Below are 20,863 nucleotides of genomic sequence, written 5' to 3' on the forward strand. Positions count from 1 at the left end.
AGGTCGATGAATTACTTTCGGCCGTCATCGGTTACACTCGGATTCGCGGCGCGCATCGCGGCGCGCCGGAACCGTCATCCGTGAAAGGAAACCCATGTACGCCAAACTCCGCACTCCCGTCCGGGCCGCCGTCCTCGGCCTCGGGCTCGTTGCCCTGCCCGCCCTGGCGCAGAACGTGGCCAAGGTCAATGGCCAGCCCATCCCCCAGATCTACATGGACGTGATCGTCAAGGAACAGGTCGCCCAGGGGCTGCCCGACAACGAGCAGCTGCGCCAGGCGGTCAAGGACGAGCTCATCCGCCGCGCCGTCATCGCCGAGCAAGCGAAGAAGGCGGGGCTCGACAAGAGCCCCGAAGTGAAGGCCGAGATGGAGCTCGCCCGTCAGGGCGTGCTCGTGCGCGCCTACCTCAAGGATTTCGTCGCCAAGAATCCCGTGAGCGAAGAAGAGATCAAGAACGCCTACGAGAAGATCAAGACGATGTACTCGGGCAACGAACTCCACACGCGCCACATCCTGGTGGAGAAAGAGGACGAAGCCAAGGACATCATCGCCAAGCTCAACAAAGGCACTTCGTGGGATGAGCTGGCCAAGCAGTCGAAAGACACCGGCAGCAAGGACAAAGGAGGCGATCTCGGCTGGGTGACGCCCGACATGTTCGTGCCCGACTTCGGCACGGCGCTGGGCAAGATGCAGAAGGGCGAGACCTCCAAGACCCCGGTCAAGACCCAGTTCGGCTACCACGTGATCCGCGTCGACGACGTGCGCCCGCAAACCCCGCCGCCGCTCGAGCAGATCCGGCCGCAGATCGAGCAGCAGCTGCAGCAGCAGAAGATCCAGAAGCACCTCGAAGAGCTGGTCGCGAAAGCGAAAGTGGAATAAGAAAGAAGCAAGGGGTGCCCCTGCTCCTTGCAGGAAGCCCCCTGCGCCACTTCAGCGGCCGATCAGCCCGCGAAAGATCTCCTTCACCGCCGGCACCACCGGCGGCTGTTCTTCTTGCACCTGCCCTTCTTCCGGTGGCGCAAGCCGCCGGCGGATCGCCTCCTTGGCGAAATCCCGGGCCAGTTCCTCGGTCACCACCCGGTAGGCGGGCGAAGCGAGCGGCCCCGTCACTTCCAGCGGAATCGGCAGCCCGAGCAGGACGGCGAGCGGTCCGTCTTGCTGCACTTCGGGCGTGGCGGTCAATCGCACCCGCAGGCGGTAATCGAGCTCCGAACGGATCAGATCCACGCGACCGGCCCCCTCGGCGGTGAAGAGCGCCGTGCGGCCGAAGAGGTCGTCGTTGCGCAGCACGCCGCCAGCCAGCACCCCGCTGCCGGAGAGTTCCTCGAACGGCGTGCGGTCCCCTCCTCCGCCGCCGGCCGGCCGCTCGCCGCGCAGCACGGCCGAAGCGTCGCGCAACAGGCGTTCGACGTCCACCCCCAGCACGGCTCCGTCACGCACCCGTGCGCGCAGCGTGCCCTGGGCCGAGCGCAGCGCCTCGTTGGCCGTCAGCCCCCGTCCGCGCAAGGCGAAATCGACGCTCCCTTGGCCGGTGAGCGAAGATTTGCCGTACACGGCGGTAAGCAGCCGCGCCACGTCGACCCCCTCGAGCCGCCCCTCCGTTTGCCAGTGAGGCGACCCGGCGAGATCGTCCAGGTTTGCCTGAAGGCGCAGGGCTCCGCCGTAGGCGCTTCCGCTGAGCGTCGTCTCCACGCGATCGCCCGGCAGATCCGCCCCCAACCGCCCTTGCAGCGCGACCTCGTCCACGCTGAGCTCGAGCGCGTCCAGGTGCAGCGCGGCGGCGTCGGCCAGCACGTCGGAAGACAGGCGCACCCGACGCAGAGCCGACGACGGCAGATCGAGCGCCACGCCCTGCGCCTCGAGCCAGGCGCGAAGATCGAACTCCGGCACTTCCAGCCGCCCCACCCAGCGCGGCGCGCGCGGCCACTGCTCCAGCCGGCCGGCCAGGCTCATCTGGCTGCGCTCAGACAGCGCCAGGGTCGCTTTCAGCGGCACCGCTGCCTCGGACACCACCGGCCCGGCCTCGAGCGCGAGCGGCCCGAGGCGAAACGGCTGCTCGCGCCCCGCCCCATACCACAGGACATACGCCTCGCGCACCGACACGCGGCCCAAAGCAAGCGGCAGGGCGGCCGCCCTCGCCCCCGCCGGCTCGGCCGCAGGCGCGGGTTCGGCCTCGGCTCCGGACGCCGCGGCCACGGACGTCGGGCGGTCGAACCGCCAGTTCTGCCGCCCGTCGGAGCGGCGCTCGAGGTGCAGGCGCACGCCTTCCAGCGTGAGCGTATCCACCTCGATCCGGCGGGAGAACAAGGCCAAAAGATCCACCCCAAGCGCGAGCCGATCGATCTCGGCCAGGGCGGGGGAGGAGAACCCCGGCGGGTTGCCCAGGCGCACCGTCTGCGCTTCGAGCGCAAGGCGGGGCCAGAGCGCGAGCTGCAGCTCACCGTGCACCTCGAGGGAACGCCCCAGGTGGGCCTGCGCCCAGCGGTCGATCTCGTCGCGGTAACGCGCCGCATCGAAAGTGGCCACGAACACCGCTAGCGCAGCCACGGCGACGGCAACGAGCACGAGTACGCCAAGGAGCAGGCGTTTCACCATGAGATTTCCCCGCTGCTACCCAGACTCAGAACATCTCCTCGTCGAGCGCCAGCACACCGGCCGCGCCTTCGGTGACCGTCATCCCCAGCGCCGGGGCGCGGGCGAGCACATGGTCGGCATAGAAGCGCGCCGTGCCGATCTTGGCGCGATAAAACGCCTCGTCTCCCCCGCCTTCGGCCAGGCGCTTGGCCGCCACCAGCGCCGACAGACCGAGCTGCCAGCCACCGCAGACGATGCCGAAGAGTTCGAGCAGCGGCACCGAAACCGCATGGGCCGCTTTTGGGTTGGACCCGTAGGTCTCGAGGATGTAGGCCACGCCTTTTTCCAGGGCATCGATGCCGGCGCCAAGCCGGCGCGCGAGCACGCCGAAGTCTTCGCCCGGCTGCGCGCGCAGTTTCTCCGCCGCCAGCCGCATCTCTTCGATGAGCCCCCGGGCGATGACGCCGCCGTTGCGGGCGATCTTGCGGCCGATGAGGTCGTTGGACTGGATCGCGGTGGTTCCTTCGTAGATGGGGGTGATGCGCGCGTCGCGGTAGTGCTGCGCCGCCCCCGTCTCCTCGATGAAGCCCATGCCGCCGTGCACCTGGACGCCGAGCGAGGCGATGGTCACCGAGTTCTCGGTGCACCAGCCCTTGACCACCGGGGTCATGAGCTCGACGAAGCCGCGGCTGCGCTGGCGCACCGATTCGTCCGGATGGTGGTGCGCCAGATCGAACGCCGCCCCCACCGTATAGGCGAGCGCACGCATGGCCTCGGTCTGTGATTTCATCAGCATCAGCATGCGCCGCACGTCGGGGTGGCGGATGATGGGCACGCGCGGCCCGCTCTTGACACCGACCTCGAACCCCTGGATGCGCTCCTTGGCGTAGGAGAGCGCCTTTTGATAGGCGCGCTCGGACAGCGCCAGCCCTTCGAGGCCGACGGCGAAGCGCGCCTCGTTCATCATGATGAACATGTATTCGAGGCCGCGGTTGGGCTCGCCCACCAGGGTGCCGACCGCGCCGCCGTGGTCACCGAAGGAGAGCACGCAGGTGGGGCTGGCGTGGATGCCGAGCTTGTGCTCGATGGAGACGCAGCGCACGTCGTTGCGCGCCCCCAGGCTGCCGTCGGCATTGACGAGGAATTTCGGCACGACGAAGAGCGAGATGCCCTTCACCCCCTCGGGCGCGCCGGGCAGACGCGCGAGCACGAGATGCACGATGTTCTCGGCCAGGTCGTGTTCGCCGTAGGTGATGAAGATCTTCTGCCCGTAGAGCTTGTAGGTGCCGTCGCCCACCGGCTCGGCGCGGGTGCGCACCGCCGAGAGGTCGGAACCGGCCTGCGGCTCGGTGAGGTTCATGGTTCCGGTCCACTCGCCGCTCACCATCTTGGGCAGATACATTTTCTTCTGCTCGGGCGAGCCGCACAGCATGAGGGCCTCGATCGCCCCCTGGGTGAGCATGGGGCACAGCGAGAAGGCGAGGTTCGAGCCTTTCCACAGCTCCATCACGGCAGTGGCCACCACTTTGGGCAATCCTTGCCCGCCGAACTCGGGCGAGCGGGCAAGCGCCGTCCAGCCGGCCTCGCGAAAAGCGGTGTAGGCCTCTTTCCAGCCGGGCGCCGTCTTCACTTCGCCGTCCTGCCACACGGCGCCGTGCACGTCGCCGACCCGGTTCAAGGGGGCGAGCACCTCCTCGGCGAACTTGCCACCCTCTTCGAGGATGGCCGCCACCACGTCGGGGCTCGCCTCCTCGCACTGCGGCAGGCGCGCGATCTGCTCGAGGCCGATCAGCTCTTCGAGCACGAAACGCATGTCTTTCAGCGGGGCACGATATTCACTCATGGATTACTCCTACAGGGTTTTCGTCGTTCGAATCCCGGAGCCTGGGCTCCGGTACCTGTTCCCTTTCCACCCCGGTCGAATGCCGGCTTCGTTTTTTCATTTGTTTTTCAGGTATCGGGCATCGTCGAAAGCCGCCACCCAGTCAGGACGATAGACCACGAACATCGTGATCACCACCCCACTGAGCCACGATTCGGCAAAGCCCATGAGCACAAAATAAGGTGCCCAATCTTGCAGCAGGTGCTCCAGCGTATAGGCGCCAACTCCCCACAATACCAGGATGGCGAGCGCCCCTTCGGCGAGCAGCGTCAATCCCGACCCGAAGAAGGCCACCACGAAGATGAACACGAAAAAATGCGCCGGTAAGAATCGCGCGACGAAGCGGCGCCAGGCATCGGCAAAGATCACCGGCCAGACCGCCGTCACGAGAAAATTGAGCGCATAGGCCGGTGCATCGAACGCCCCATTGGCGCACACCACGGCGAGGGCCAAGCCGAGCGCCAGGGTGGCGAGCGGCGCCCCCAGCGAGAGCGTGGCGGCCATCGCCCCGAGCACATGAAACGTAAGCCCCGCTTCGATGCCGGCGCGAATGCTCCACAGCAACGCCAGCCCCAGCGCCCAGCCCGCGACGAGATGGAAACGCCGGTCGTCCTTGAGCGCTTGCCAAGGGGTGTGGCGAGCGCTGCGCCAAAGCCACAGCCCCGCCAGCACCCAGGAACCGGCGATCCATTCTGCGGAAAAGAGCGCCGAAGGCAGGTTCATCTCGCGCCGTGTCGCTCACAGTTTCTGCGTCAGCTCCGGCACCGCCTGGAAGAGATCGGCCACCAGGCCGTAATCGGCCACCTGGAAGATGGGCGCTTCGGGATCCTTGTTGATCGCCACGATCACCTTGGAATCCTTCATGCCGGCCAGGTGCTGGATGGCCCCGGAGATGCCGATGGCGACGTAGAGCTCGGGCGCGACGATCTTGCCCGTCTGCCCGACCTGATAGTCGTTGGGCGCATAGCCCGCGTCCACGGCGGCGCGCGAGGCGCCGATGGCCGCGCCGAGCTTGTCGGCGAGCGGCTCGAGTACCTCGTGGAATTTCTCCGCACTGCCCAGACCGCGCCCACCGGAGACGATGATGCGGGCGTTCGTCAGTTCGGGGCGCGCCGACTTGGTCACTTCCCGGCCGACCACCTTGGTGGGCCCCGGCTCGGCGATGGCCTCGATCGCCTCGATGGGGGCGTTTCCGCCCTCCCCCACGGCGTCGAACGCGGTGCCGCGCACGGTGATCACCTTGATCGGATCGCCCGAGCGCACGGTGGCGAGCGCGTTGCCGGCGTAGATCGGGCGCACGAAGGTGTCGGCGTCGATCACCTTGACGATGTCGGAGATCTGGGCCACGTCGAGCAGCGCCGCGATGCGCGGGGCCACGTTCTTGCCGAAGGCCGTGGCCGGCACGAGGATGTGGGTGTATTCCTTGGCGATTTTGAGCGCCTGGGCGGCGAGCGCCTCGGCGGTGAGATCTGCGAGCGCCGGCGAATCGGCGAGCAGCACGCGGGCCACGCCCTCGAGCTTGGCGGCCTGTTCGGCCACCGCCCGGCAGCCATGGCCGGCCACCAGCACGTCGGCTGCCGCGCCCAGCGCCTTGGCGGCGCCCAGGGCATGCGCCGTGGCCGGAGCGAGTTTCTGGTTGTCGTGTTCGGCGATGACGAGAATCTTCATGGTATTTGGCTCCCGGCTCAGATCACTTTGGCTTCGTTGCGCAGTTTCTCGATGAGCTCATCGACGCTGCCCACCATCACCCCCGCCTTGCGCTTGGGCGGCTCTTCGACCTTGAGGGTGGCAAGACGCGGCGTGACATCTACGCCGAGCGCTTCGGGCGTGAGCGTATCGATGGGCTTTTTCTTCGCCTTCATGATGTTGGGCAAGGTAGCGAAGCGCGGCTCGTTCAGACGCAGGTCGGTGGTGATGACCGCGGGCAGCGGCAGCTCGACCGTCTCCAGCCCGCCGTCGACTTCGCGCGTGACCCGGGCCTTGCCGTCGGCGATCTCCACCTTGGAAGCGAAGGTGGCTTGCGGCCAGCCGAGCAGCGCCGCGAGCATCTGGCCGGTCTGGTTCGCGTCGTCGTCGATCGCCTGCTTGCCGGCGATCACCAGCCCTGGCTGTTCCTTCTCCACCACGGCTTTCAGCAGCTTAGCCACCGCGAGCGGTTGCAGCTCGACGTCGGTCTGCACCAGGATGCCGCGGTCGGCCCCCATGGCCATGGCCGCGCGCAGCGTTTCCTGGCACTGGGCCACGCCACAGCTGACCACGATGACCTCGCTCGCCACGCCCGCTTCCTTGAGCCGGATCGCCTCTTCCACGGCGATCTCGTCGAAGGGGTTCATGGACATCTTGACGTTGGCGGTATCCACGCCGCTGCCGTCGGGCTTGACGCGGATCTTGACGTTGTAATCCACCACGCGTTTTACCGGTACCAGGATCTTCATTTTTCTCCCCGAGTTGAGTATGCCATCTCGACCTCGCCCGGCCGGGCCGGGCCACCCCTTGCGGGATCGTGCTCCATACGGTATCGTATGGAAAGGATTTCGTCAAGATGGCAACCGTGAACGACCCAAACCGCTCCCCCGTCGAGCGTGCCTCGCTCGATCGCGCCGCCTGGATCGAGGCAGCGATCGATCTCATCGCCACGGAAGGAATCGCCGGCCTGCGCATCGAGACGCTGGCGCGCAAGCTGCGCGTCACCAAGGGCAGCTTCTACTGGCATTTCCGCGACCGCCGGGCGCTGCAGCGGGCGCTGCTCGAGCACTGGCGCGAGGGGCGCATCCGCGACATCCACAAACAGACCCGTGCCCGACCAGGGCACGAGGCCGAGCAGTTGCGCCACGTGATCGACGTCTATAGCGCGAGCCGCAACCGCAAGGGCATCCTCATCGAACTCGCCATCCGCGAATGGGCGCAACGCGACCCGGAAGTGGCCGAAGTGGTGGCGGAAGTTGATGCGATCCGGCTCGCCTGCGCCCGCGACCTCTTCCTCGCGCTGGGGCTTTCGGAAGAAGAGGCCACGGCGCGGGCCACGCTCCTCTACGCCTACGTCTTCGGCTTCTCGCTCATGCACGTCGAGCGCATGCCGCAGGAAATCGAGCGTCTGAAGACGCGCATCGCCGGCTGGATCACCGGACCCGCTGCGGGCGACGACGAGGGCAGCAGCGAGCGCCTGCACGCCGAATGAAGGGCGCCGCGTCCAACCGTCGCGAGCGACGACGGAACAAGACGACCGGAGCATGTCACAGCCGAAGCACGCGGCGCGCGTTCTCGCCCGTGCGCTCGATCACTTCAGCAACCGTGCAGCCGCGCAGCTCCGCGAGGATCTCGGCGTAGCGCGCCAGATCCGCCGGCACGGTGCGCCGGTCCTGCGCCCAGACGGGCGGGATGTCCGGCCCGTCGGTCTCGAGCACGATCGCCTCCCAGGGAAGCTCGGCGGCGAGCCGGCGGACGTGGCGCGACCCTTCGTAGCTCATCGTGCCGCCGAATCCCAAAGCAAATCCCAGGCGCAGCGCCCGTTCCGCCTGGGCGAAGGAGCCATTGAAAGCGTGCAGGATGCCGCCAGCCACGCGGTGCTTCGCCAGGCTCTGGAGCACGTCCTCGACGGCTCGGCGCACGTGCAGGATCACCGGCAGACCGAGTTGCTGTGCCAGCCGCAGCTGGGCCTCGAACCAGGGCCGCTGCGCTTCGAGCGAAGGGGAAGCGACGAAGCGGTCGAGCCCGATCTCGCCGATCGCCACCGTCGGGTGCGCCGCGATCCAGGATTCCAGCTGCGCCATCGCCGCGGCGCAGGCGCCCGGCCCATCCGGCTTGGCTCCGGCAAGCGCCTCGGCGTGGCGCTGCACCTCGTGTACGTAGAGCGGGTGCACGCCCCAGGCGAGCCGCGCTTCGGGCACGTCCCGGCATTTTTCCGCCTGCCGGGCGAAAAGCCCGGGCACCACGCCGGGCACGACGAAAAGGCCGATACCGGCCGCGCGCGCTGCCGCGAGCAGATCCTCGCGATCGGCGTCGTATTCTTCGGCGTCCCAGTGCAGGTGGGTGTCGATCAGCATCCGCGCCACTGCGGCGGACGTTTCTCGATGAAGGCGTCTATCCCTTCGGCGGCGTCCTCGGCCATCATGTTGCAGGCCATCACCTCGCCGGCGAGCTGGTAGGCCGCCTCGATCCCCATCTCCAGCTGACGGTAGAAAAGCTCCTTGCCCATGCGTACCGCCACCGGAGATTTCGCCTTGATCGCGGCGGCGAGCCGTTCCACTTCCTCGTCGAGCGCCTCCGGATCGACGACGCGATTGACGAGGCCGCGACGATAGGCTTCTTCGGCATCGATGAATTCCCCCGTGACCAACATTTCGAACGCTTCCTTGCGCCCCATGTTGCGGGACAGGGCCACGGAGGGAGTCGAACAGAACAGCCCGACGTTGATGCCGGAGACGGCGAAGCGCGCCTGACTACTCGCCACGGCAAGGTCGCACATGCCCACGAGCTGGCAACCGGCGGCCGTGGCAATGCCATGCACGCGCGCGATCACCGGCACCGGTAATCTGATGAGGGAGAGCATCACCTCGGAGCACAATGCGAAGAGCCGGCGCTGGAAATCCAGCGTGCAGTTGGCCCGCATCTCCTTGAGGTCGTGCCCGGCGCAGAAGGCTTTGCCGGCGCCGGCGAGCACGACCACGCGCACGGCCGGATCCTGCGCCGAGCTCAGCGCCTCGCGCAAGGCTTCCAGCATCGCCCAGGAGAGCGCGTTGTACTGCTGCGGCCGGTTCAGGGTGAGGGTGAGCACGCCGTCTTCGAGCTTGGTGTGCACCAGGGGCTCGGCGGCGGTCGTCTGGGATTGGTCCATGTTCGGGTCTCCTCCGGGGAATGGATCACGGCCCGTTCATGATACGCCAAGCTCAGCCGGCGTGCGCTTGTGCCGCAAAATCCGGCAACGGTGCGCGCAATCCCCCCAAAAGGAAACTCATGAGCCGCGCTTCGAGCTTGGCCGGATCGTGATCGTCGAAGGATTCTCCGGCAAGCTGCTGCAGCCCCCCGGCGCCGGCGATGGCGTAGGAGACGGCGCCCAGCATGAAGTGGAAACGCCAGAAGATCTCCGCGTGCGGCACGCCCGGCAGGGAGCGGTAGAGCGCCTCGAGGTATTCGTCGGTGACGTCGCCGTACTCCTTGGCGAGCACGTGCCGCACGAAGGCGCTCGGATCGGTCATCGTCCGGCCCAGGAGCTGGAGAAAGCGCCGCCCTCCTTCCGTGCGGGCCAGTTCCAGCAATGGGGCGAAGAAGGCTTCGACGATGCGACTGGGTCGCACCGCCTTTCCCAGCGCCTCGGCGTCGCGCTGAAGCTGCGCCAGGCGGCGTCGTCGCTCCTCCGTGATCTCGGCCAGACGCCGGCGGAAGATCTCGCGCAGCAGGTTCTCTTTGGATCCGAAGTGATAATTGACCGCCGCGAGGTTGACCCCGGCGCGGGCAGTGATCATGCGCATGGAAGCGCCTTCGAAGCCGTGCTCGGCAAAGAGCGCCTCGGCCGCATCGAGGATTTTCTCCCGCGTCTCGGCACCGCAGACCGGACGCGGGGGTTTCCTTTCCTTTTTCTCGCTCACGCTCGCACCCCCGCCGTCACGTCGCCGTCGCCATAATGCCAAGGGAAGCGGCGCCGCATCTCGGCCTCGATCCACTGTGCCGCCAGGCGATTGACCTCGTCGACGCTCTTTCCCTGGGGATCGATCGGCGGTCCGATCGACACCAGCACTTCACCCGGGATCTTGACGAAGGCCCCCTTGGGCCAGAATTCACCGGCGTTGTGCGCGATCGGCACCACCGGCACGCCCGCCGACACGGCAAGCGCCGCGCCGCCAGCGAGATAGCGCCTCGTGTGCCCCGGCGCCACCCGGGTGCCTTCGGGGAAGATGAGCACCGAGAAGCCCTGCGCGAGCCGCTCCTTGCCCTGCTCGATCACCTGCTGCAGCGCGCCGCGCCGGTCGTTGCGGTCGATGGCGATCATCGAGCAGCTCGCCAGTCCCCAGCCGATGAAGGGGATGCGCAGCAGCTCCTTTTTCAGCACGAAGACGAGCCGCGGCAGGATCGCCTCCAGCACCAGCGTCTCCCAGGCCGACTGGTGCTTGGCGAGAAAGACGCAGGGCCGCGCCGGGATATTCTCCCTCCCCTCCACCCGCCAGCGGATGCCGAGCACGTGCCAGATGAGGAAGGCGGTGATCTTCGCCCAGAAACTGACGATGCGATGGCGCGGCAGCGGCGGCAAGGGACGCACGGCGACCGTCACCAGCGAATAGGGCACCGTCACGAGCGTCATGAGCACGACGAAGAGGATCGAGCGGATCCAGGCCGAGAGCGGGGCGCGGCGGGGGCTCATGGCGACTCCGTGAGCCGGCGGGCGACTTCGGCCAGATCTTCGGCGATGGTCACGTTCTCCGGCAGCAGACCGCTTGCCAACGTCTGCCGCCCTTTGCCGGTGAGCACCAGCCACGGGCGGCAGCCGGCGGCAACCGCCGCCTGGATGTCGCGGATGCCGTCGCCCACCGCCGGCACCTGCGACAGATCCACGCCGAAGCGCTGCCCGATCTCGAGCAGCATCCCCGGCTTGGGTTTGCGGCAGGCGCAGTTCTCCACTTCGGCGTGCGGGCAGAAGAAGATGGCGTGGATGCGCCCGCCCACTTCGGCGAGCCGGCGCAGCATGGTCTCGTGGATCGCGTTGAGGGTATCCATGCCGATGAGGCCGCGACCGATCGCCGACTGGTTGGTGGCGATCACCACCCGCCAGCCCCACTGGGTGAGCTGGGCGATCGCTTCGAGCGAACCGGGAATGGGGATCCATTCCTCCGGACTCTTGACGAACTGCTCGGAATGCTCGTTGATCACCCCGTCGCGATCCAGCACGATGAGTTTCATCGCTGCCCCCCTCAGGCGCCGGCCTCGCGCGCGAGTACCGACAGGTCGGCCACCTGGTTCATGAGCCGCCACAGCTCGCGCAGCAGCGCCAGACGGTTGGCGCGCAAGAGCGGCTCGTCGCACAGCACCATCACGCGATCGAAGAAGGCATCCACCGGCGCGGCGAGCGCCACCAGCGTGCTGAGCGCCTGGGCGTAGGCCTCGTTTTCCAGATGCGAGGCGACGTAAGGCGCCACGGCGTGCATCTTCTCGAAGAGCGCCTTCTCCTCGGGTTCGGCAAAGAGGGCCACGTCGACGTGCGCCGCGCCCTCTTCGCCCGCTTTCCTGAGCAGGTTGGCGATGCGTTTGTTCGCCGCGGCGAGCGTGGGCGCTTCCGGCGCCTCGAGGAAAGAGGCCACCGCCTCGAGCCGCGCCGGCACCGTGTCGATGCGGCCCGGGCGCAGCGCGAGCACTGCATCGATCGCATCGAGCGCATGCCCCGCCTCGCGCAGCCAATGGCGCAGACGCTCGTCGAAGAAGCGGCGCAGTTTCTCGACGGTATCGGCCGGAGCCTGGGCGCGCACCGCAGGGGGCTGCTCGGCGAGCGCGCGCTCGATCGCCGCGTCGAGCTCGAGTGGCAGCGGCGTCTCGACGGCGATGCGCAGCACCCCCAGCGCGGCGCGGCGCAGACCATAGGGATCTTTCTCGCCGGTGGGGATCTCGCCGATGGCAAAGAGCCCGGCGAGCGCGTCGAGCCGCTCGGCGAGCGCCACGATTTTCCCCGTGAGCCGGCGCGGCAGCGTGTCGCCGGCAAAGCGCGGCTTGTAGTGATCCTCGATCGCCTCGGCCACCGCTTCCGGCTCCCCGTCGGCGAGCGCATAGTAGCGCCCCATCACGCCCTGCAGCTCGGGGAACTCACCCACCATCTGGGTGACGAGGTCGCACTTCGCCAACCTTGCCGCACGCCGCGCGAGCGCCACGTCGGCGGCCAGCCGCTCGGCGAGCCAGCCTGAGAGCGATTCCAGCCGCGCCACGCGCTCGCCCAGGGTGCCGATGCGGTTGTGATAGACGATGGCGTCCAGCCGCGGCAGGCGCGATTCCAGCCGTTCCTTGCGGTCCTGCTCGTAGAAGAAGCGCGCATCGGCCAGGCGCGGGCGCACCACCCGCTGGTTGCCCTCGACGATGTTGCGGCTCTTGGGCTCGGACAGGTGCATGTTCGAAACGATGAGAAAGCGGTTCGTCAGCCGCCCCTGCGCATCGAACAAGGGAAAATACTTCTGGTTCGCCTGCATCGTCAGGATGAGGCACTCGGGCGGAACGGCGAGGAATTCCTCCTCGAAGCGCCCGACATAGACGGTGGGATGCTCGACGAGGGCGGTTACTTCGTCGAGCAGCGCCGCATGCTCGCCCAGAACGCCCCCTTCGGCGGCGGCCTTTTCCTGCAGATGGCGTTCGATCTCGGCGCGCCGCTCGGCGAAGTCGGCGATGACCTTGCCCTCGGCGCGCAGCGTCGGCTCATAGGCCTCGGCATGGGCGAGCTCGATCGCACCGCGGCTCATGAAGCGATGCCCCAGGGTCTCGCGGCCCGAGTCCAGGTCGAGCACTCGCCCCGGCACCACCCGTGCGCCGTGCAGCAGCACCAGGCGATGCACCGGGCGCACGAACTGCGCCTCGCCCGAGCCCCAGCGCATGAGCTTGGGGATGGGCAAGGCGCGGATCGCCTCGGCCACGAGCACGGCGAGCGCCTCGTCGAGCCGCGCCCCTGCTTCCACCGTGTGCAGGTAGAGCATTTCCTGCTTGCCCTCGATGCGACGCTCGAGCTTGGCGTTCTGCAGCGTGAGCCCCTTGGCGGCGAGGCGCTTTTCCAGCGCCGCCGTGGGCTTGCCGGCGGCATCGAACGCCACCGCCACGGGCATGAGGCGTTCTTCTTTGGCCTGATCGGGCGCACGCTCGCGCACGCCGCTCACCTGCACCGCCAGCCGCCGGGGGCTGGCGAACCAGCGCCAGGGCGCGTCGGCATCGACCAGGCGCCGCGCCTGTAGGCGCTCGAGCACACCGCGCCCGAAGGCTTCGCCCAGCCGCGGCAGCGCCTTGGGCGGCAGTTCCTCGGTGACGAGTTCGACCAGCAGGGTTTCCCGTTCACTCATGACTCAGGCTCCTTTCTTTGCGGCCGCGGCGAGCATGGGAAAGCCCAGCGCCTCGCGGCTGGCGAGATAAGCCTGCGCCACCGCGCGGGCGAGCGCCCGGATGCGCCCGATGTAGGCGGCGCGCTCGGTCACGGAGATCGCCCCGCGCGCATCGAGCAGGTTGAAGGTGTGCGCAGCCTTGAGCACCATCTCATAGGCGGGCAGCACCAGCGCCGCCTCGATCAGCCGCTTGGCTTCAAGCTCGAAATGCCCGAAAAGTTCGAAGAGCAGGGGCACGTTGGAATATTCGAAGTTGTACTTCGATTGCTCCACCTCGTTCTGGTGGAAGACGTCGCCGTAGGTGACCACCCGGCCGTCGCCCGTGCGCGTCCAGACGAGGTCGTAGACGTTCTCCACGCCCTGCAGGTACATCGCCAGGCGCTCGAGCCCGTAGGTGATCTCGCCCAGCACCGGCCGGCAGTCCAGCCCGCCCACCTGCTGGAAGTAGGTGAATTGCGTCACTTCCATACCGTCGAGCCACACCTCCCAGCCCAGACCCCAGGCGCCGAGCGTGGGGTTCTCCCAGTCGTCCTCGACGAAACGCACGTCGTGCTCGCGCGGGTCGATCCCCAGCGCCACGAGGCTGGCGAGGTAACGATCCTGGATGTCGAGCGGCGAGGGTTTCAGCACCACCTGGAACTGGTAGTAGTGCTGCAGCCGGTTGGGGTTCTCCCCATAGCGCCCGTCCTTGGGCCGACGCGAGGGCTGCACGTAGGCGGCATTCCACGGCTCGGGGCCGATGGCCCGCAGGAAAGTGGCGGTATGCGAGGTTCCCGCGCCCACTTCGAGGTCGTAGGGCTGCAGCAGCACGCAGCCCAGCTCGGCCCAGTAGCGCTGCAGGCGCAGGATGAGGTCCTGAAACGTGGGTTTTTCTTCGCTCATGGTCCGTCCGGAGGCTCGATGGCGGCGCAAAGGCGCCATTTTACGGGCTAACGCGGCGCGGCGCCAGCAGCACTGCAGGCCGCGGCGCCATCGAAAGCCCCCGCCGCAGCTTGCGGCAAAAGAGGAAAAGGGATGCGCGGCACGCCAGAAACCGCCTCTCACCGGGCGTCAGTCCCATCCTACCTCGAGCAACCACGCCTGCCCCAACCGCGACCACACCACCGCGAGGTAGGGCGCGAAGGGCTGGGGCGGCCGCGCCGGATCGGCCCAACACAATCCGTCGCAGCGGTGCGGCTCGGCGATGCGCGCTTCCCCCTGCCAGCGACGTGCCTCGAAGAGGAACTCGATGCGGTTGGTGTCGGATGCGCGATGCACCACCGCCACCGGCGTGAGCGCCTCCTGCGCCACCTCGATGCCCAGCTCCTCGGCGAGCTCGCGCACCGCGGCCTGCCGCAGGCTCTCGCCGTTTTCCACGTGCCCGCCCGGCAGGCTCCAGAACCCGTCGAAAAAGCCCGTACCGGCGCGGCGCAGGAAAAGCACCCGGCCCTGCTCGTCGAAGAGCCGTACCTGCACCGCGGTGGGGATGGCGAACCGCACTGGCGTGGCGCTCAAGCGTGCCCCGTGCTGCCGAATCCGCCCGCGCCCCGCTCGCTCGGGTCGAACGACTCCACCGCGACGAGACGCGCATGGATCACCGGCACGATCACCAGCTGGGCGATACGCGCGAGCGGCTCGACCACGAACGCCTCATCGCCGCGATTCCACAGCGACACGAGGATCTCTCCCTGATAGTCCGAATCGATGAGCCCGACGAGGTTGCCCAGCACGATGCCGTGCTTGTGTCCCAACCCCGAGCGCGGCAGGATGAGGGCCGCAAGGCCCGGATCGGCCAGATGGAGCGCGATGCCGGTGGGCACGAGCGCCGTGGCACCGGGCTCGAGCTCGAACGGAGCCGCGATCGCCGCGCGCAGGTCCATTCCCGCGGCACCCGGCGTGGCGTACTGCGGCGGGCGGGCCGCGATGCGCTCGTCGAGAAAGCGCACCTGCACCGTCACTTCGTCATTACCCTGCGTCGGAGCGCTCATAGATCCCCCCGTTCCACGGCCGTGTCGATCAAGCCAAGGCGCTGCGCCACGTGCCGCACGATGCCCCAGGCAACCTGGACCTTGTCCGCAGTCGGCAAGGGAATGCGGCCGTTCTCGTCGTAGAGCACGACGGTGTTCTCGTCGCGCCCCATCGCCTCCTGCACGAGGTTCCCGACCACCAGCTGCAGCCCTTTTTCCCGGCGCTTGCGCTCGGCGTATTCGTCCAGATTCTCGCTCTCGGCGGCGAACCCGATGCACCAGGGCGGCTCGGGCAGCGCCGCCACCTCGGCGAGGATGTCGGGATTGCGCACCAGCTCCAGCGTGAGCCGTTCCGCCCCCTTCTTGATCTTTTGCGGCGAGACGCGCGCCGGCCGATAGTCGGCCACCGCCGCCACCGAGGCGAAGATGCGATGCCCCGGGACGCGCTCCAGCACCGCCGCGCGCATCTGCTCGGCGGTGGTCACGTCCACCCGCGTCACGCCCAAGGGCGTGGGCAGGCTCACGGGGCCGGAGACGAGCGTCACCGCGGCGCCGGCCTGCGCGAACGCCTGCGCCAGCGCATAGCCCATCTTGCCGGAACTGAGGTTGGTGAGCACGCGCACCGGGTCGAGCGGCTCGTAGGTCGGCCCGGCCGTGACCAGCACCGCATGCCCGGAGAACCACTTCGGCGCGAAAAACGCTTCCAGCCGCGCCACGATCTCCTCGGGCTCGATCATGCGCCCGGGGCCAGTCTCGCCGCAGGCCTGTTCGCCCTCGGCGGGCCCCCAGACGAGCACGCCGTCGGCGACGAGCCGTTCCCGGTTGCGCTGCGTGGCCGGATGCAGCCACATCTGGCGGTTCATCGCCGGCGCCACGGCCATCGGGCAGGCGCGCGCCAGCGCGAGCGTCGCCAACAGATCGTCGGCCTGCCCCTGGGCGAAGCGCGCCATGGCATCGGCCGTGCAGGGCGCCACCAGCAGCAGATCCGCCCCGCGCGTGAGATCGATGTGCGCCATGGCGTTGGCGCGTCGCTCGTCCCAAGGGTCGCACCACACCGGCCGCCCCGAGAGCGCCTGGAAGGTGGTGGGCGTGACGAAATGCGCCCCGCCCGGCGTGAGCACCACGTCGACCTGCGCTCCGGCCTTGACGAGCCGGCGCACGAGTTCGGCCGCCTTGTAGGCCGCCACCCCCCCCGTCACGCCCAGCACGATCCGCCGACCGAACAGAAAGGGCGGCGCCCCGCTTTCATTGCGCTCCATCTTCTCTCCTCTTCCCCGTTGCGCCCGGGGCGCACTTCATGGAAAATGCATCTCGTCTCGTTCGCTGCGCAGGCGCCCCATGCCCATCACCGACTGGCCGGAACAGGAACGCCCTCGCGAGAAACTGCTCGAACGCGGCGCCTCAGCCCTCTCGGACGCCGAGCTCCTGGCGATTTTCCTCCGGGTCGGCGTGCGAGGCAAGAGCGCCGTCGATCTCGCGCGCGACCTACTCACACACTTCGGTGGCGTGCGCGCGCTCGTCTCCGCCCAGCCCAAAGCCTTCGCCGCCGTGCATGGCGTGGGCCTGGCCAAATACGCGCAGCTCCAGGCCGCCTTCGAGCTCGCCCGCCGGGCGCTGGCCGAAACCGCCCGCGAAGCCGACCTTCTCTCCGATCCCGAGAGCGTCAAGGATTGGCTGCGCCTGCGGCTCGCCGGGCTGGAGCACGAAGTCTTTTACGCCCTGCTGCTCGACAACCGCCACCGCCTGCTCGCCGCCCACGAACTCTTTCGCGGCACCGTCGACCAGACGGCCGTCCACCCGCGCGAACTCGTCAAGCTGGCGCTCCACGCCAACGCAAGCGCCGTCATCGTCGCGCACAACCACCCCAGCGGCGCCGCCGAGCCGAGCCGCGCCGATGCCGCACTTACCCGCACGCTGCGCGAGGCGCTGGCGCTCATCGACGTACGCCTGCTCGACCATTTCATCGTCACGGCAGGTAACGTCGTCTCGCTCGCGCAACTCGGTATGCTCTGAACCCGGAACGAGCCGCCAAGTCCACTGCAGCAAAAAGAAAAATCCGGTGCAAAATTTTAAAAAAAGCCCTTGCTACGCCAGTAAATGAGAACTATAATCAATCAGGCCTATCCAACCGATCGAATTTGCCCATCGCTACCCGGAGTCTTGCCATGGTTCCTGAGTCCGCCGCCAAAGCCTTTCCCCTTCCCGTGGCCCCGCTCGGTTGCCGCCTGCGCATCGCCGCGCTCCACGGCGGCGCCGAATTCACGCGCCGTCTCACCGAACTCGGCTTGAACGTCGGCTGCGAGATCACCTTGCAGCAACGCGAGGGCGGAAAATTCGTCGTCAAGCGCGGCGAGACGCGCTTCGCACTCGGCGGCGGCATGGCGCACAAGATCCTGGTGCATGAATCCCTCGTGGCGGAACGCGATGCCCATGCTGCTGCGTGACCTCGCCGTGGGCGAGCGCGCCCGCGTCACCGGCTATGCGCCCGGCGGCGAATCCTACCGCCGCAAGCTGCTCGCGATGGGCCTCACGCCCGGGGCCGAGCTCGTCGTCACCCGCATTGCCCCCATGGGCGATCCGCTCGAGATCCGCACCCGCGGCTTTTCCCTGTCGCTGCGCAAGGGCGAAGCCGCCGCCGTGGAGGTGGAAAAAATCCAATGAAAAACGCCTACACCATCGCCCTCGTCGGCAACCCCAACTGCGGCAAGACCACGCTCTTCAACGCGCTCACCGGCGCCAAGCAGCGCGTGGGCAACTGGCCCGGCGTCACCGTCGAGAAAAAGACCGGCGAGTACCGTTTCGAAGGCGATGAAGTCGAGGTGGTCGACCTGCCCGGCACCTATTCGCTCGACGTCGTGGGCGAAGACATCTCGCTCGACGAGCGCATCGCCCGCGATTACGTCCTCTCGGGCGAGGCCGACCTCGTGGTCAACGTCGTCGACGCCGCCAACCTCGAGCGCAATCTCTACCTCACGCTGCAGCTGGCGGAGATGCAGGTGCCGCTGCTCGTCGCGCTCAACATGGTCGACGTCGCCGAGAAGAAAGGCATGAAGATCGACGTGGCGGCGCTTAGTGAGCGGCTCGGCTGCCCCGTAGTCCCGATCGTCGCCAGCGAGAACCGGGGCATCGCCGAGCTCAAGGCGGCGATCCGGCAAGCCATCGTCACCGCCCCCCAGCCGCGCGCCGTTCCCTATGGGGAGGAAGTGGAAACGGCGCTCGCCGAACTCGTGCCCGAGCTCGAACCGATCGCCGCGCAGAAAGGCTGGTCCCCGCGCTGGCTCGCCGTGCGGCTGCTCGAGGGCGACGCGCTCGCGCGCGCGAGCGTCGACGAACCCCTCGCCCGGCGCGCCCAAGCCCTTGCCGAGCGTTTCGGCGGCGAACTCGACATCCTCGTGGCAGACGCCCGCTATAGCCTCGCCAACGACATCGTGCATCACGCCGTGCACGTTGCCGGCCAAGCCCCGGCCGACCTCACCGAGCGGATCGACCGCGTCGTGCTCAACCGCGCCCTGGGAATCCCCATCTTCCTTGTGGCGATGTACCTGATGTTCCTCTTCACGATCCGCGTGGGCGGGGCCTTCATCGATTTCTTCGACCAGCTCGCCGGGGCGATCTTCGTCGATGGCTTCGCCGAGGCGCTCAACGCCATCGGCTCGCCCGACTGGCTCACCGGGCTGCTCGCCCACGGCGTGGGCGGTGGCATCCAGACGGTGGCCACCTTCATCCCGGTGATCGGCTTCCTCTACCTTTTCCTCTCAATGCTCGAAGATTCGGGCTACATGGCGCGCGCCGCCTTCGTCATGGACCGATTCATGCGCTGGGTAGGGCTGCCGGGCAAGAGCTTCGTGCCGCTCATCGTCGGCTTCGGCTGCAACGTCCCGGCCATCATGGCCACGCGCACCCTGGAGCACCGCCGCGACCGCCTCATGACGATCGCCATGGCCCCCTTCATGTCCTGCGGCGCGCGCCTGCCCGTCTATGCACTCTTCGCCGCCGCCTTCTTCCCCACGGGCGGCGAGAACGTCATCTTCGCCCTCTACCTCATCGGCATCGCCGTGGCGGTGCTCACCGGGCTCATCCTCAAAAACACCCTGCTCAAGGGCGAGGCCACGCCTTTCATCATGGAGCTGCCGCCCTACCACCTGCCCACCGCGCGCGGCGTGCTGCTGCACACCTGGGAGCGCCTCAAGACCTTCATCGTGCGCGCTGGCCGGCTCATCGTCCCCATGGTCGTAGTCATCAACTTCCTCAACGCGATCGGCACCGACGGCAGCTACGGCAACGAGCACAGCGACAAGTCCGTGCTCGCCGCCGTCGGCCGCACCCTCTCCCCCGTCTTCGCCCCCATGGGACTCACCGAAGAGAACTGGCCCGCCACGGTGGGCATCTTCACCGGCGTGCTCGCCAAGGAAGCCGTGATCGGTACCTTGAACGCCACCTATACGGCGCTCGCCGCCGAAGACGCCGGCGCGGCGCAAGAAGAGGAAGCCGCGTTTTCTCTAGGCGAAGCGGTTGCGGCGGCGTTCGCCACCATTCCGCAGAATCTCGCCGATGCGCTCGGCGCCTGGGCCGATCCGTTGGGGCTGCGGCAGGCCGAAGAAGGAAACGAGGAAGTCTCGCAGGCCGCCTTCGGCGCCATGGCCGCGCGCTTCGACGGCGCGGTCGGAGCGCTTGCCTACCTGCTCTTCATCCTGCTCTACACCCCCTGCACCGCCGCCACTGCTGCGGTTTACCAGGAATCCGGCCGGCGCTGGACGCTCTTCGTCGTCGCCTGGACGACGGGCATCGCCTGGGCCACAGCGACGCTTTTCTATCAGGCGGCCACCTTCAGCCGCGCGCCGCTCGCCTCGACCGCGTGGATCGCAGGCATCGCCGCGTTCTTCGCCCTCGCCTATCTCCTCATGCGCCGCAGCGGCGGCGCATTCCTCTCCCCGGCGGCAGCCGGAGGCACCAAGACAGTCCGCCAAGGGGGTTCCGCATGATCCTCTCCCGCCTCAGCGACACCCTGCGCCAGCAGCGGCGCGCCAGCCTCGACGATCTGGCCACGGCACTGCAGGCCGCCCCCGAGGCGCTCGAAGCCATGCTCGCCACGCTCGAGCGCAAGGGCCGCGTGCGGCGCCTTCCCGCCGGCTCCTCCTGCGGCAAGAGCTGCTGCGCCTGCGACCCGAAACGCCTGCAGATCTACGAGTGGATCGAACCCTCTGGTAGTATCTCCTGAACCCCGCAACTCTTCCTTCATATCCCCGTAAGAAGCGGAGTACCCAGTTTTTGGGCGCTGAATCGCGGCTCCTCTGGAGCAAATTCTTGGTGCGGAGTCCCGATAGTTCTTGCAAATGAAAATGGTTATCGTTTACAATAGCACTATCTATTCGTTTAACAGCATCCGATATCCGTTTTCAGCCGC

The 20,863-nt window shown here is 67.9% G+C and carries 22 protein-coding genes; 7 read left to right on the forward strand and 15 right to left on the reverse strand.

Annotation, left to right across the window (positions count from 1 at the left end):
• Nucleotides 1–94: 94 nt before the first annotated feature.
• Complete coding sequence (locus OA56_RS08375; protein WP_055422950.1) at nucleotides 95–880, forward strand: peptidyl-prolyl cis-trans isomerase; 786 nt, start codon at nucleotides 95–97, stop codon at nucleotides 878–880.
• Nucleotides 881–931: 51 nt separating this feature from the next.
• Here OA56_RS08375 and OA56_RS08380 read toward each other — a convergent pair whose 3' ends face one another.
• From OA56_RS08380 to OA56_RS08400, 5 genes are all read right to left on the reverse strand, one after another.
• A complete protein-coding gene (locus tag OA56_RS08380) occupies nucleotides 932–2,596 on the reverse strand; it encodes an AsmA family protein (RefSeq protein ID WP_461584618.1) in 1,665 nt (554 codons plus the stop codon).
• Nucleotides 2,597–2,621: 25 nt separating this feature from the next.
• Nucleotides 2,622–4,418 (reverse strand): acyl-CoA dehydrogenase, encoded by a 1,797-nt coding sequence (locus OA56_RS08385; RefSeq protein ID WP_055422952.1) that lies wholly within the window; start codon nucleotides 4,416–4,418, stop codon nucleotides 2,622–2,624.
• 96 nt (nucleotides 4,419–4,514) lie between these two features.
• Nucleotides 4,515–5,180 (reverse strand): energy-coupling factor ABC transporter permease, encoded by a 666-nt coding sequence (locus OA56_RS08390; RefSeq protein ID WP_461584620.1) that lies wholly within the window; start codon nucleotides 5,178–5,180, stop codon nucleotides 4,515–4,517.
• 15 nt (nucleotides 5,181–5,195) lie between these two features.
• Entirely contained in the window at nucleotides 5,196–6,125 is a 930-nt protein-coding gene (locus tag OA56_RS08395; protein ID WP_461584622.1) for an electron transfer flavoprotein subunit alpha/FixB family protein, read from the reverse strand.
• Between the two features lie 17 nt (nucleotides 6,126–6,142).
• Complete coding sequence (locus tag OA56_RS08400) at nucleotides 6,143–6,892, reverse strand: electron transfer flavoprotein subunit beta/FixA family protein (protein WP_461584624.1); 750 nt, start codon at nucleotides 6,890–6,892, stop codon at nucleotides 6,143–6,145.
• Between the two features lie 107 nt (nucleotides 6,893–6,999).
• Here OA56_RS08400 and OA56_RS08405 point away from each other — a divergent pair, with 107 nt between their 5' ends.
• Nucleotides 7,000–7,635: a TetR/AcrR family transcriptional regulator gene (locus tag OA56_RS08405; protein ID WP_055422955.1), complete on the forward strand. Its 636-nt coding sequence runs from the start codon at nucleotides 7,000–7,002 to the stop codon at nucleotides 7,633–7,635.
• Nucleotides 7,636–7,690: 55 nt separating this feature from the next.
• Here the strand turns inward: OA56_RS08405 and OA56_RS08410 are convergent, their stop codons facing one another.
• The 10 genes from OA56_RS08410 to coaBC all read right to left on the reverse strand — a co-directional run bounded on the left by OA56_RS08410 (nucleotide 7,691) and on the right by coaBC (nucleotide 16,718).
• Nucleotides 7,691–8,500, reverse strand: a complete 810-nt coding sequence (locus OA56_RS08410) for a TatD family hydrolase (RefSeq protein ID WP_055422956.1) — start codon at nucleotides 8,498–8,500, stop codon at nucleotides 7,691–7,693.
• Nucleotides 8,494–9,291 (reverse strand): enoyl-CoA hydratase, encoded by a 798-nt coding sequence (locus OA56_RS08415; RefSeq protein ID WP_141055284.1) that lies wholly within the window; start codon nucleotides 9,289–9,291, stop codon nucleotides 8,494–8,496. The genes OA56_RS08410 and OA56_RS08415 overlap by 7 nt, the downstream gene beginning before the upstream one ends.
• A gap of 52 nt (nucleotides 9,292–9,343) precedes the next feature.
• On the reverse strand, nucleotides 9,344–10,042 hold the full coding sequence (locus OA56_RS08420; protein WP_055422958.1) for a TetR/AcrR family transcriptional regulator: 699 nt from the start codon (nucleotides 10,040–10,042) through the stop codon (nucleotides 9,344–9,346).
• On the reverse strand, nucleotides 10,039–10,812 hold the full coding sequence (locus OA56_RS08425; RefSeq protein WP_055422959.1) for a lysophospholipid acyltransferase family protein: 774 nt from the start codon (nucleotides 10,810–10,812) through the stop codon (nucleotides 10,039–10,041). The genes OA56_RS08420 and OA56_RS08425 overlap by 4 nt, the downstream gene beginning before the upstream one ends.
• The gene (gene gmhB, locus OA56_RS08430; protein ID WP_028874543.1) at nucleotides 10,809–11,348 is read right to left on the reverse strand and encodes a D-glycero-beta-D-manno-heptose 1,7-bisphosphate 7-phosphatase; all 540 of its coding nucleotides are present in this window, start codon (nucleotides 11,346–11,348) and stop codon (nucleotides 10,809–10,811) included. Before gmhB ends, OA56_RS08425 begins: the two co-directional genes overlap by 4 nt.
• An 11-nt stretch (nucleotides 11,349–11,359) precedes the next feature.
• Complete coding sequence (gene glyS, locus OA56_RS08435; RefSeq protein ID WP_461584628.1) at nucleotides 11,360–13,474, reverse strand: glycine--tRNA ligase subunit beta; 2,115 nt, start codon at nucleotides 13,472–13,474, stop codon at nucleotides 11,360–11,362.
• A gap of 3 nt (nucleotides 13,475–13,477) precedes the next feature.
• A complete protein-coding gene (gene glyQ / locus OA56_RS08440) occupies nucleotides 13,478–14,395 on the reverse strand; it encodes a glycine--tRNA ligase subunit alpha (RefSeq protein ID WP_028874545.1) in 918 nt (305 codons plus the stop codon).
• A 168-nt stretch (nucleotides 14,396–14,563) separates the two neighbouring features.
• Nucleotides 14,564–15,007, reverse strand: a complete 444-nt coding sequence (locus OA56_RS08445) for an NUDIX domain-containing protein (RefSeq protein WP_461584631.1) — start codon at nucleotides 15,005–15,007, stop codon at nucleotides 14,564–14,566.
• Nucleotides 15,004–15,450: a dUTP diphosphatase gene (dut, locus tag OA56_RS08450; RefSeq protein WP_028874547.1), complete on the reverse strand. Its 447-nt coding sequence runs from the start codon at nucleotides 15,448–15,450 to the stop codon at nucleotides 15,004–15,006. Before dut ends, OA56_RS08445 begins: the two co-directional genes overlap by 4 nt.
• A 26-nt stretch (nucleotides 15,451–15,476) precedes the next feature.
• Complete coding sequence (gene coaBC / locus OA56_RS08455; RefSeq protein WP_037989611.1) at nucleotides 15,477–16,718, reverse strand: bifunctional phosphopantothenoylcysteine decarboxylase/phosphopantothenate--cysteine ligase CoaBC; 1,242 nt, start codon at nucleotides 16,716–16,718, stop codon at nucleotides 15,477–15,479.
• A gap of 79 nt (nucleotides 16,719–16,797) precedes the next feature.
• On the opposite strand from coaBC, the gene radC reads away from it, so the two are divergent.
• The 5 genes from radC to OA56_RS08480 all read left to right on the forward strand — a co-directional run bounded on the left by radC (nucleotide 16,798) and on the right by OA56_RS08480 (nucleotide 20,677).
• A complete protein-coding gene (gene radC / locus OA56_RS08460) occupies nucleotides 16,798–17,472 on the forward strand; it encodes a RadC family protein (protein ID WP_028874549.1) in 675 nt (224 codons plus the stop codon).
• A gap of 152 nt (nucleotides 17,473–17,624) precedes the next feature.
• Nucleotides 17,625–17,903, forward strand: coding sequence for a FeoA family protein (locus OA56_RS08465; protein WP_051240675.1), 279 nt, complete (start codon nucleotides 17,625–17,627; stop codon nucleotides 17,901–17,903).
• Nucleotides 17,890–18,120, forward strand: coding sequence for a FeoA family protein (locus OA56_RS08470; protein ID WP_055422986.1), 231 nt, complete (start codon nucleotides 17,890–17,892; stop codon nucleotides 18,118–18,120). The genes OA56_RS08465 and OA56_RS08470 overlap by 14 nt, the downstream gene beginning before the upstream one ends.
• A complete protein-coding gene (feoB, locus tag OA56_RS08475) occupies nucleotides 18,117–20,441 on the forward strand; it encodes a Fe(2+) transporter permease subunit FeoB (protein WP_055422962.1) in 2,325 nt (774 codons plus the stop codon). The genes OA56_RS08470 and feoB overlap by 4 nt, the downstream gene beginning before the upstream one ends.
• Nucleotides 20,438–20,677: a FeoC-like transcriptional regulator gene (locus OA56_RS08480; protein WP_055422963.1), complete on the forward strand. Its 240-nt coding sequence runs from the start codon at nucleotides 20,438–20,440 to the stop codon at nucleotides 20,675–20,677. Before feoB ends, OA56_RS08480 begins: the two co-directional genes overlap by 4 nt.
• Nucleotides 20,678–20,863: the final 186 nt, after the last annotated feature.

Source organism: Tepidiphilus sp. HLB4 (genome assembly GCF_054823945.1).

What these genes read in the sequence shown, in the direction of transcription:
- OA56_RS08385 (WP_055422952.1), bottom strand. Translation starts at nt 4,418, where the DNA reads ATGAGTGAATATCGTGCCCCGCTGAAAGACATGCGTTTCGTGCTCGAA.
- OA56_RS08410 (WP_055422956.1), bottom strand. Translation starts at nt 8,500, where the DNA reads ATGCTGATCGACACCCACCTGCACTGGGACGCCGAAGAATACGACGCC.
- gmhB (WP_028874543.1), bottom strand. Translation starts at nt 11,348, where the DNA reads ATGAAACTCATCGTGCTGGATCGCGACGGGGTGATCAACGAGCATTCC.
- OA56_RS08375 (WP_055422950.1), top strand. Translation starts at nt 95, where the DNA reads ATGTACGCCAAACTCCGCACTCCCGTCCGGGCCGCCGTCCTCGGCCTC.
- OA56_RS08380 (WP_461584618.1), bottom strand. Translation starts at nt 2,596, where the DNA reads ATGGTGAAACGCCTGCTCCTTGGCGTACTCGTGCTCGTTGCCGTCGCC.
- OA56_RS08405 (WP_055422955.1), top strand. Translation starts at nt 7,000, where the DNA reads ATGGCAACCGTGAACGACCCAAACCGCTCCCCCGTCGAGCGTGCCTCG.
- feoB (WP_055422962.1), top strand. Translation starts at nt 18,117, where the DNA reads ATGAAAAACGCCTACACCATCGCCCTCGTCGGCAACCCCAACTGCGGC.
- coaBC (WP_037989611.1), bottom strand. Translation starts at nt 16,718, where the DNA reads ATGGAGCGCAATGAAAGCGGGGCGCCGCCCTTTCTGTTCGGTCGGCGG.
- OA56_RS08400 (WP_461584624.1), bottom strand. Translation starts at nt 6,892, where the DNA reads ATGAAGATCCTGGTACCGGTAAAACGCGTGGTGGATTACAACGTCAAG.
- OA56_RS08425 (WP_055422959.1), bottom strand. Translation starts at nt 10,812, where the DNA reads ATGAGCCCCCGCCGCGCCCCGCTCTCGGCCTGGATCCGCTCGATCCTC.
- OA56_RS08415 (WP_141055284.1), bottom strand. Translation starts at nt 9,291, where the DNA reads ATGGACCAATCCCAGACGACCGCCGCCGAGCCCCTGGTGCACACCAAG.
- OA56_RS08390 (WP_461584620.1), bottom strand. Translation starts at nt 5,180, where the DNA reads ATGAACCTGCCTTCGGCGCTCTTTTCCGCAGAATGGATCGCCGGTTCC.
- glyQ (WP_028874545.1), bottom strand. Translation starts at nt 14,395, where the DNA reads ATGAGCGAAGAAAAACCCACGTTTCAGGACCTCATCCTGCGCCTGCAG.
- OA56_RS08470 (WP_055422986.1), top strand. Translation starts at nt 17,890, where the DNA reads ATGCTGCTGCGTGACCTCGCCGTGGGCGAGCGCGCCCGCGTCACCGGC.
- OA56_RS08480 (WP_055422963.1), top strand. Translation starts at nt 20,438, where the DNA reads ATGATCCTCTCCCGCCTCAGCGACACCCTGCGCCAGCAGCGGCGCGCC.
- OA56_RS08395 (WP_461584622.1), bottom strand. Translation starts at nt 6,125, where the DNA reads ATGAAGATTCTCGTCATCGCCGAACACGACAACCAGAAACTCGCTCCG.
- glyS (WP_461584628.1), bottom strand. Translation starts at nt 13,474, where the DNA reads ATGAGTGAACGGGAAACCCTGCTGGTCGAACTCGTCACCGAGGAACTG.
- radC (WP_028874549.1), top strand. Translation starts at nt 16,798, where the DNA reads ATGCCCATCACCGACTGGCCGGAACAGGAACGCCCTCGCGAGAAACTG.
- OA56_RS08465 (WP_051240675.1), top strand. Translation starts at nt 17,625, where the DNA reads ATGGTTCCTGAGTCCGCCGCCAAAGCCTTTCCCCTTCCCGTGGCCCCG.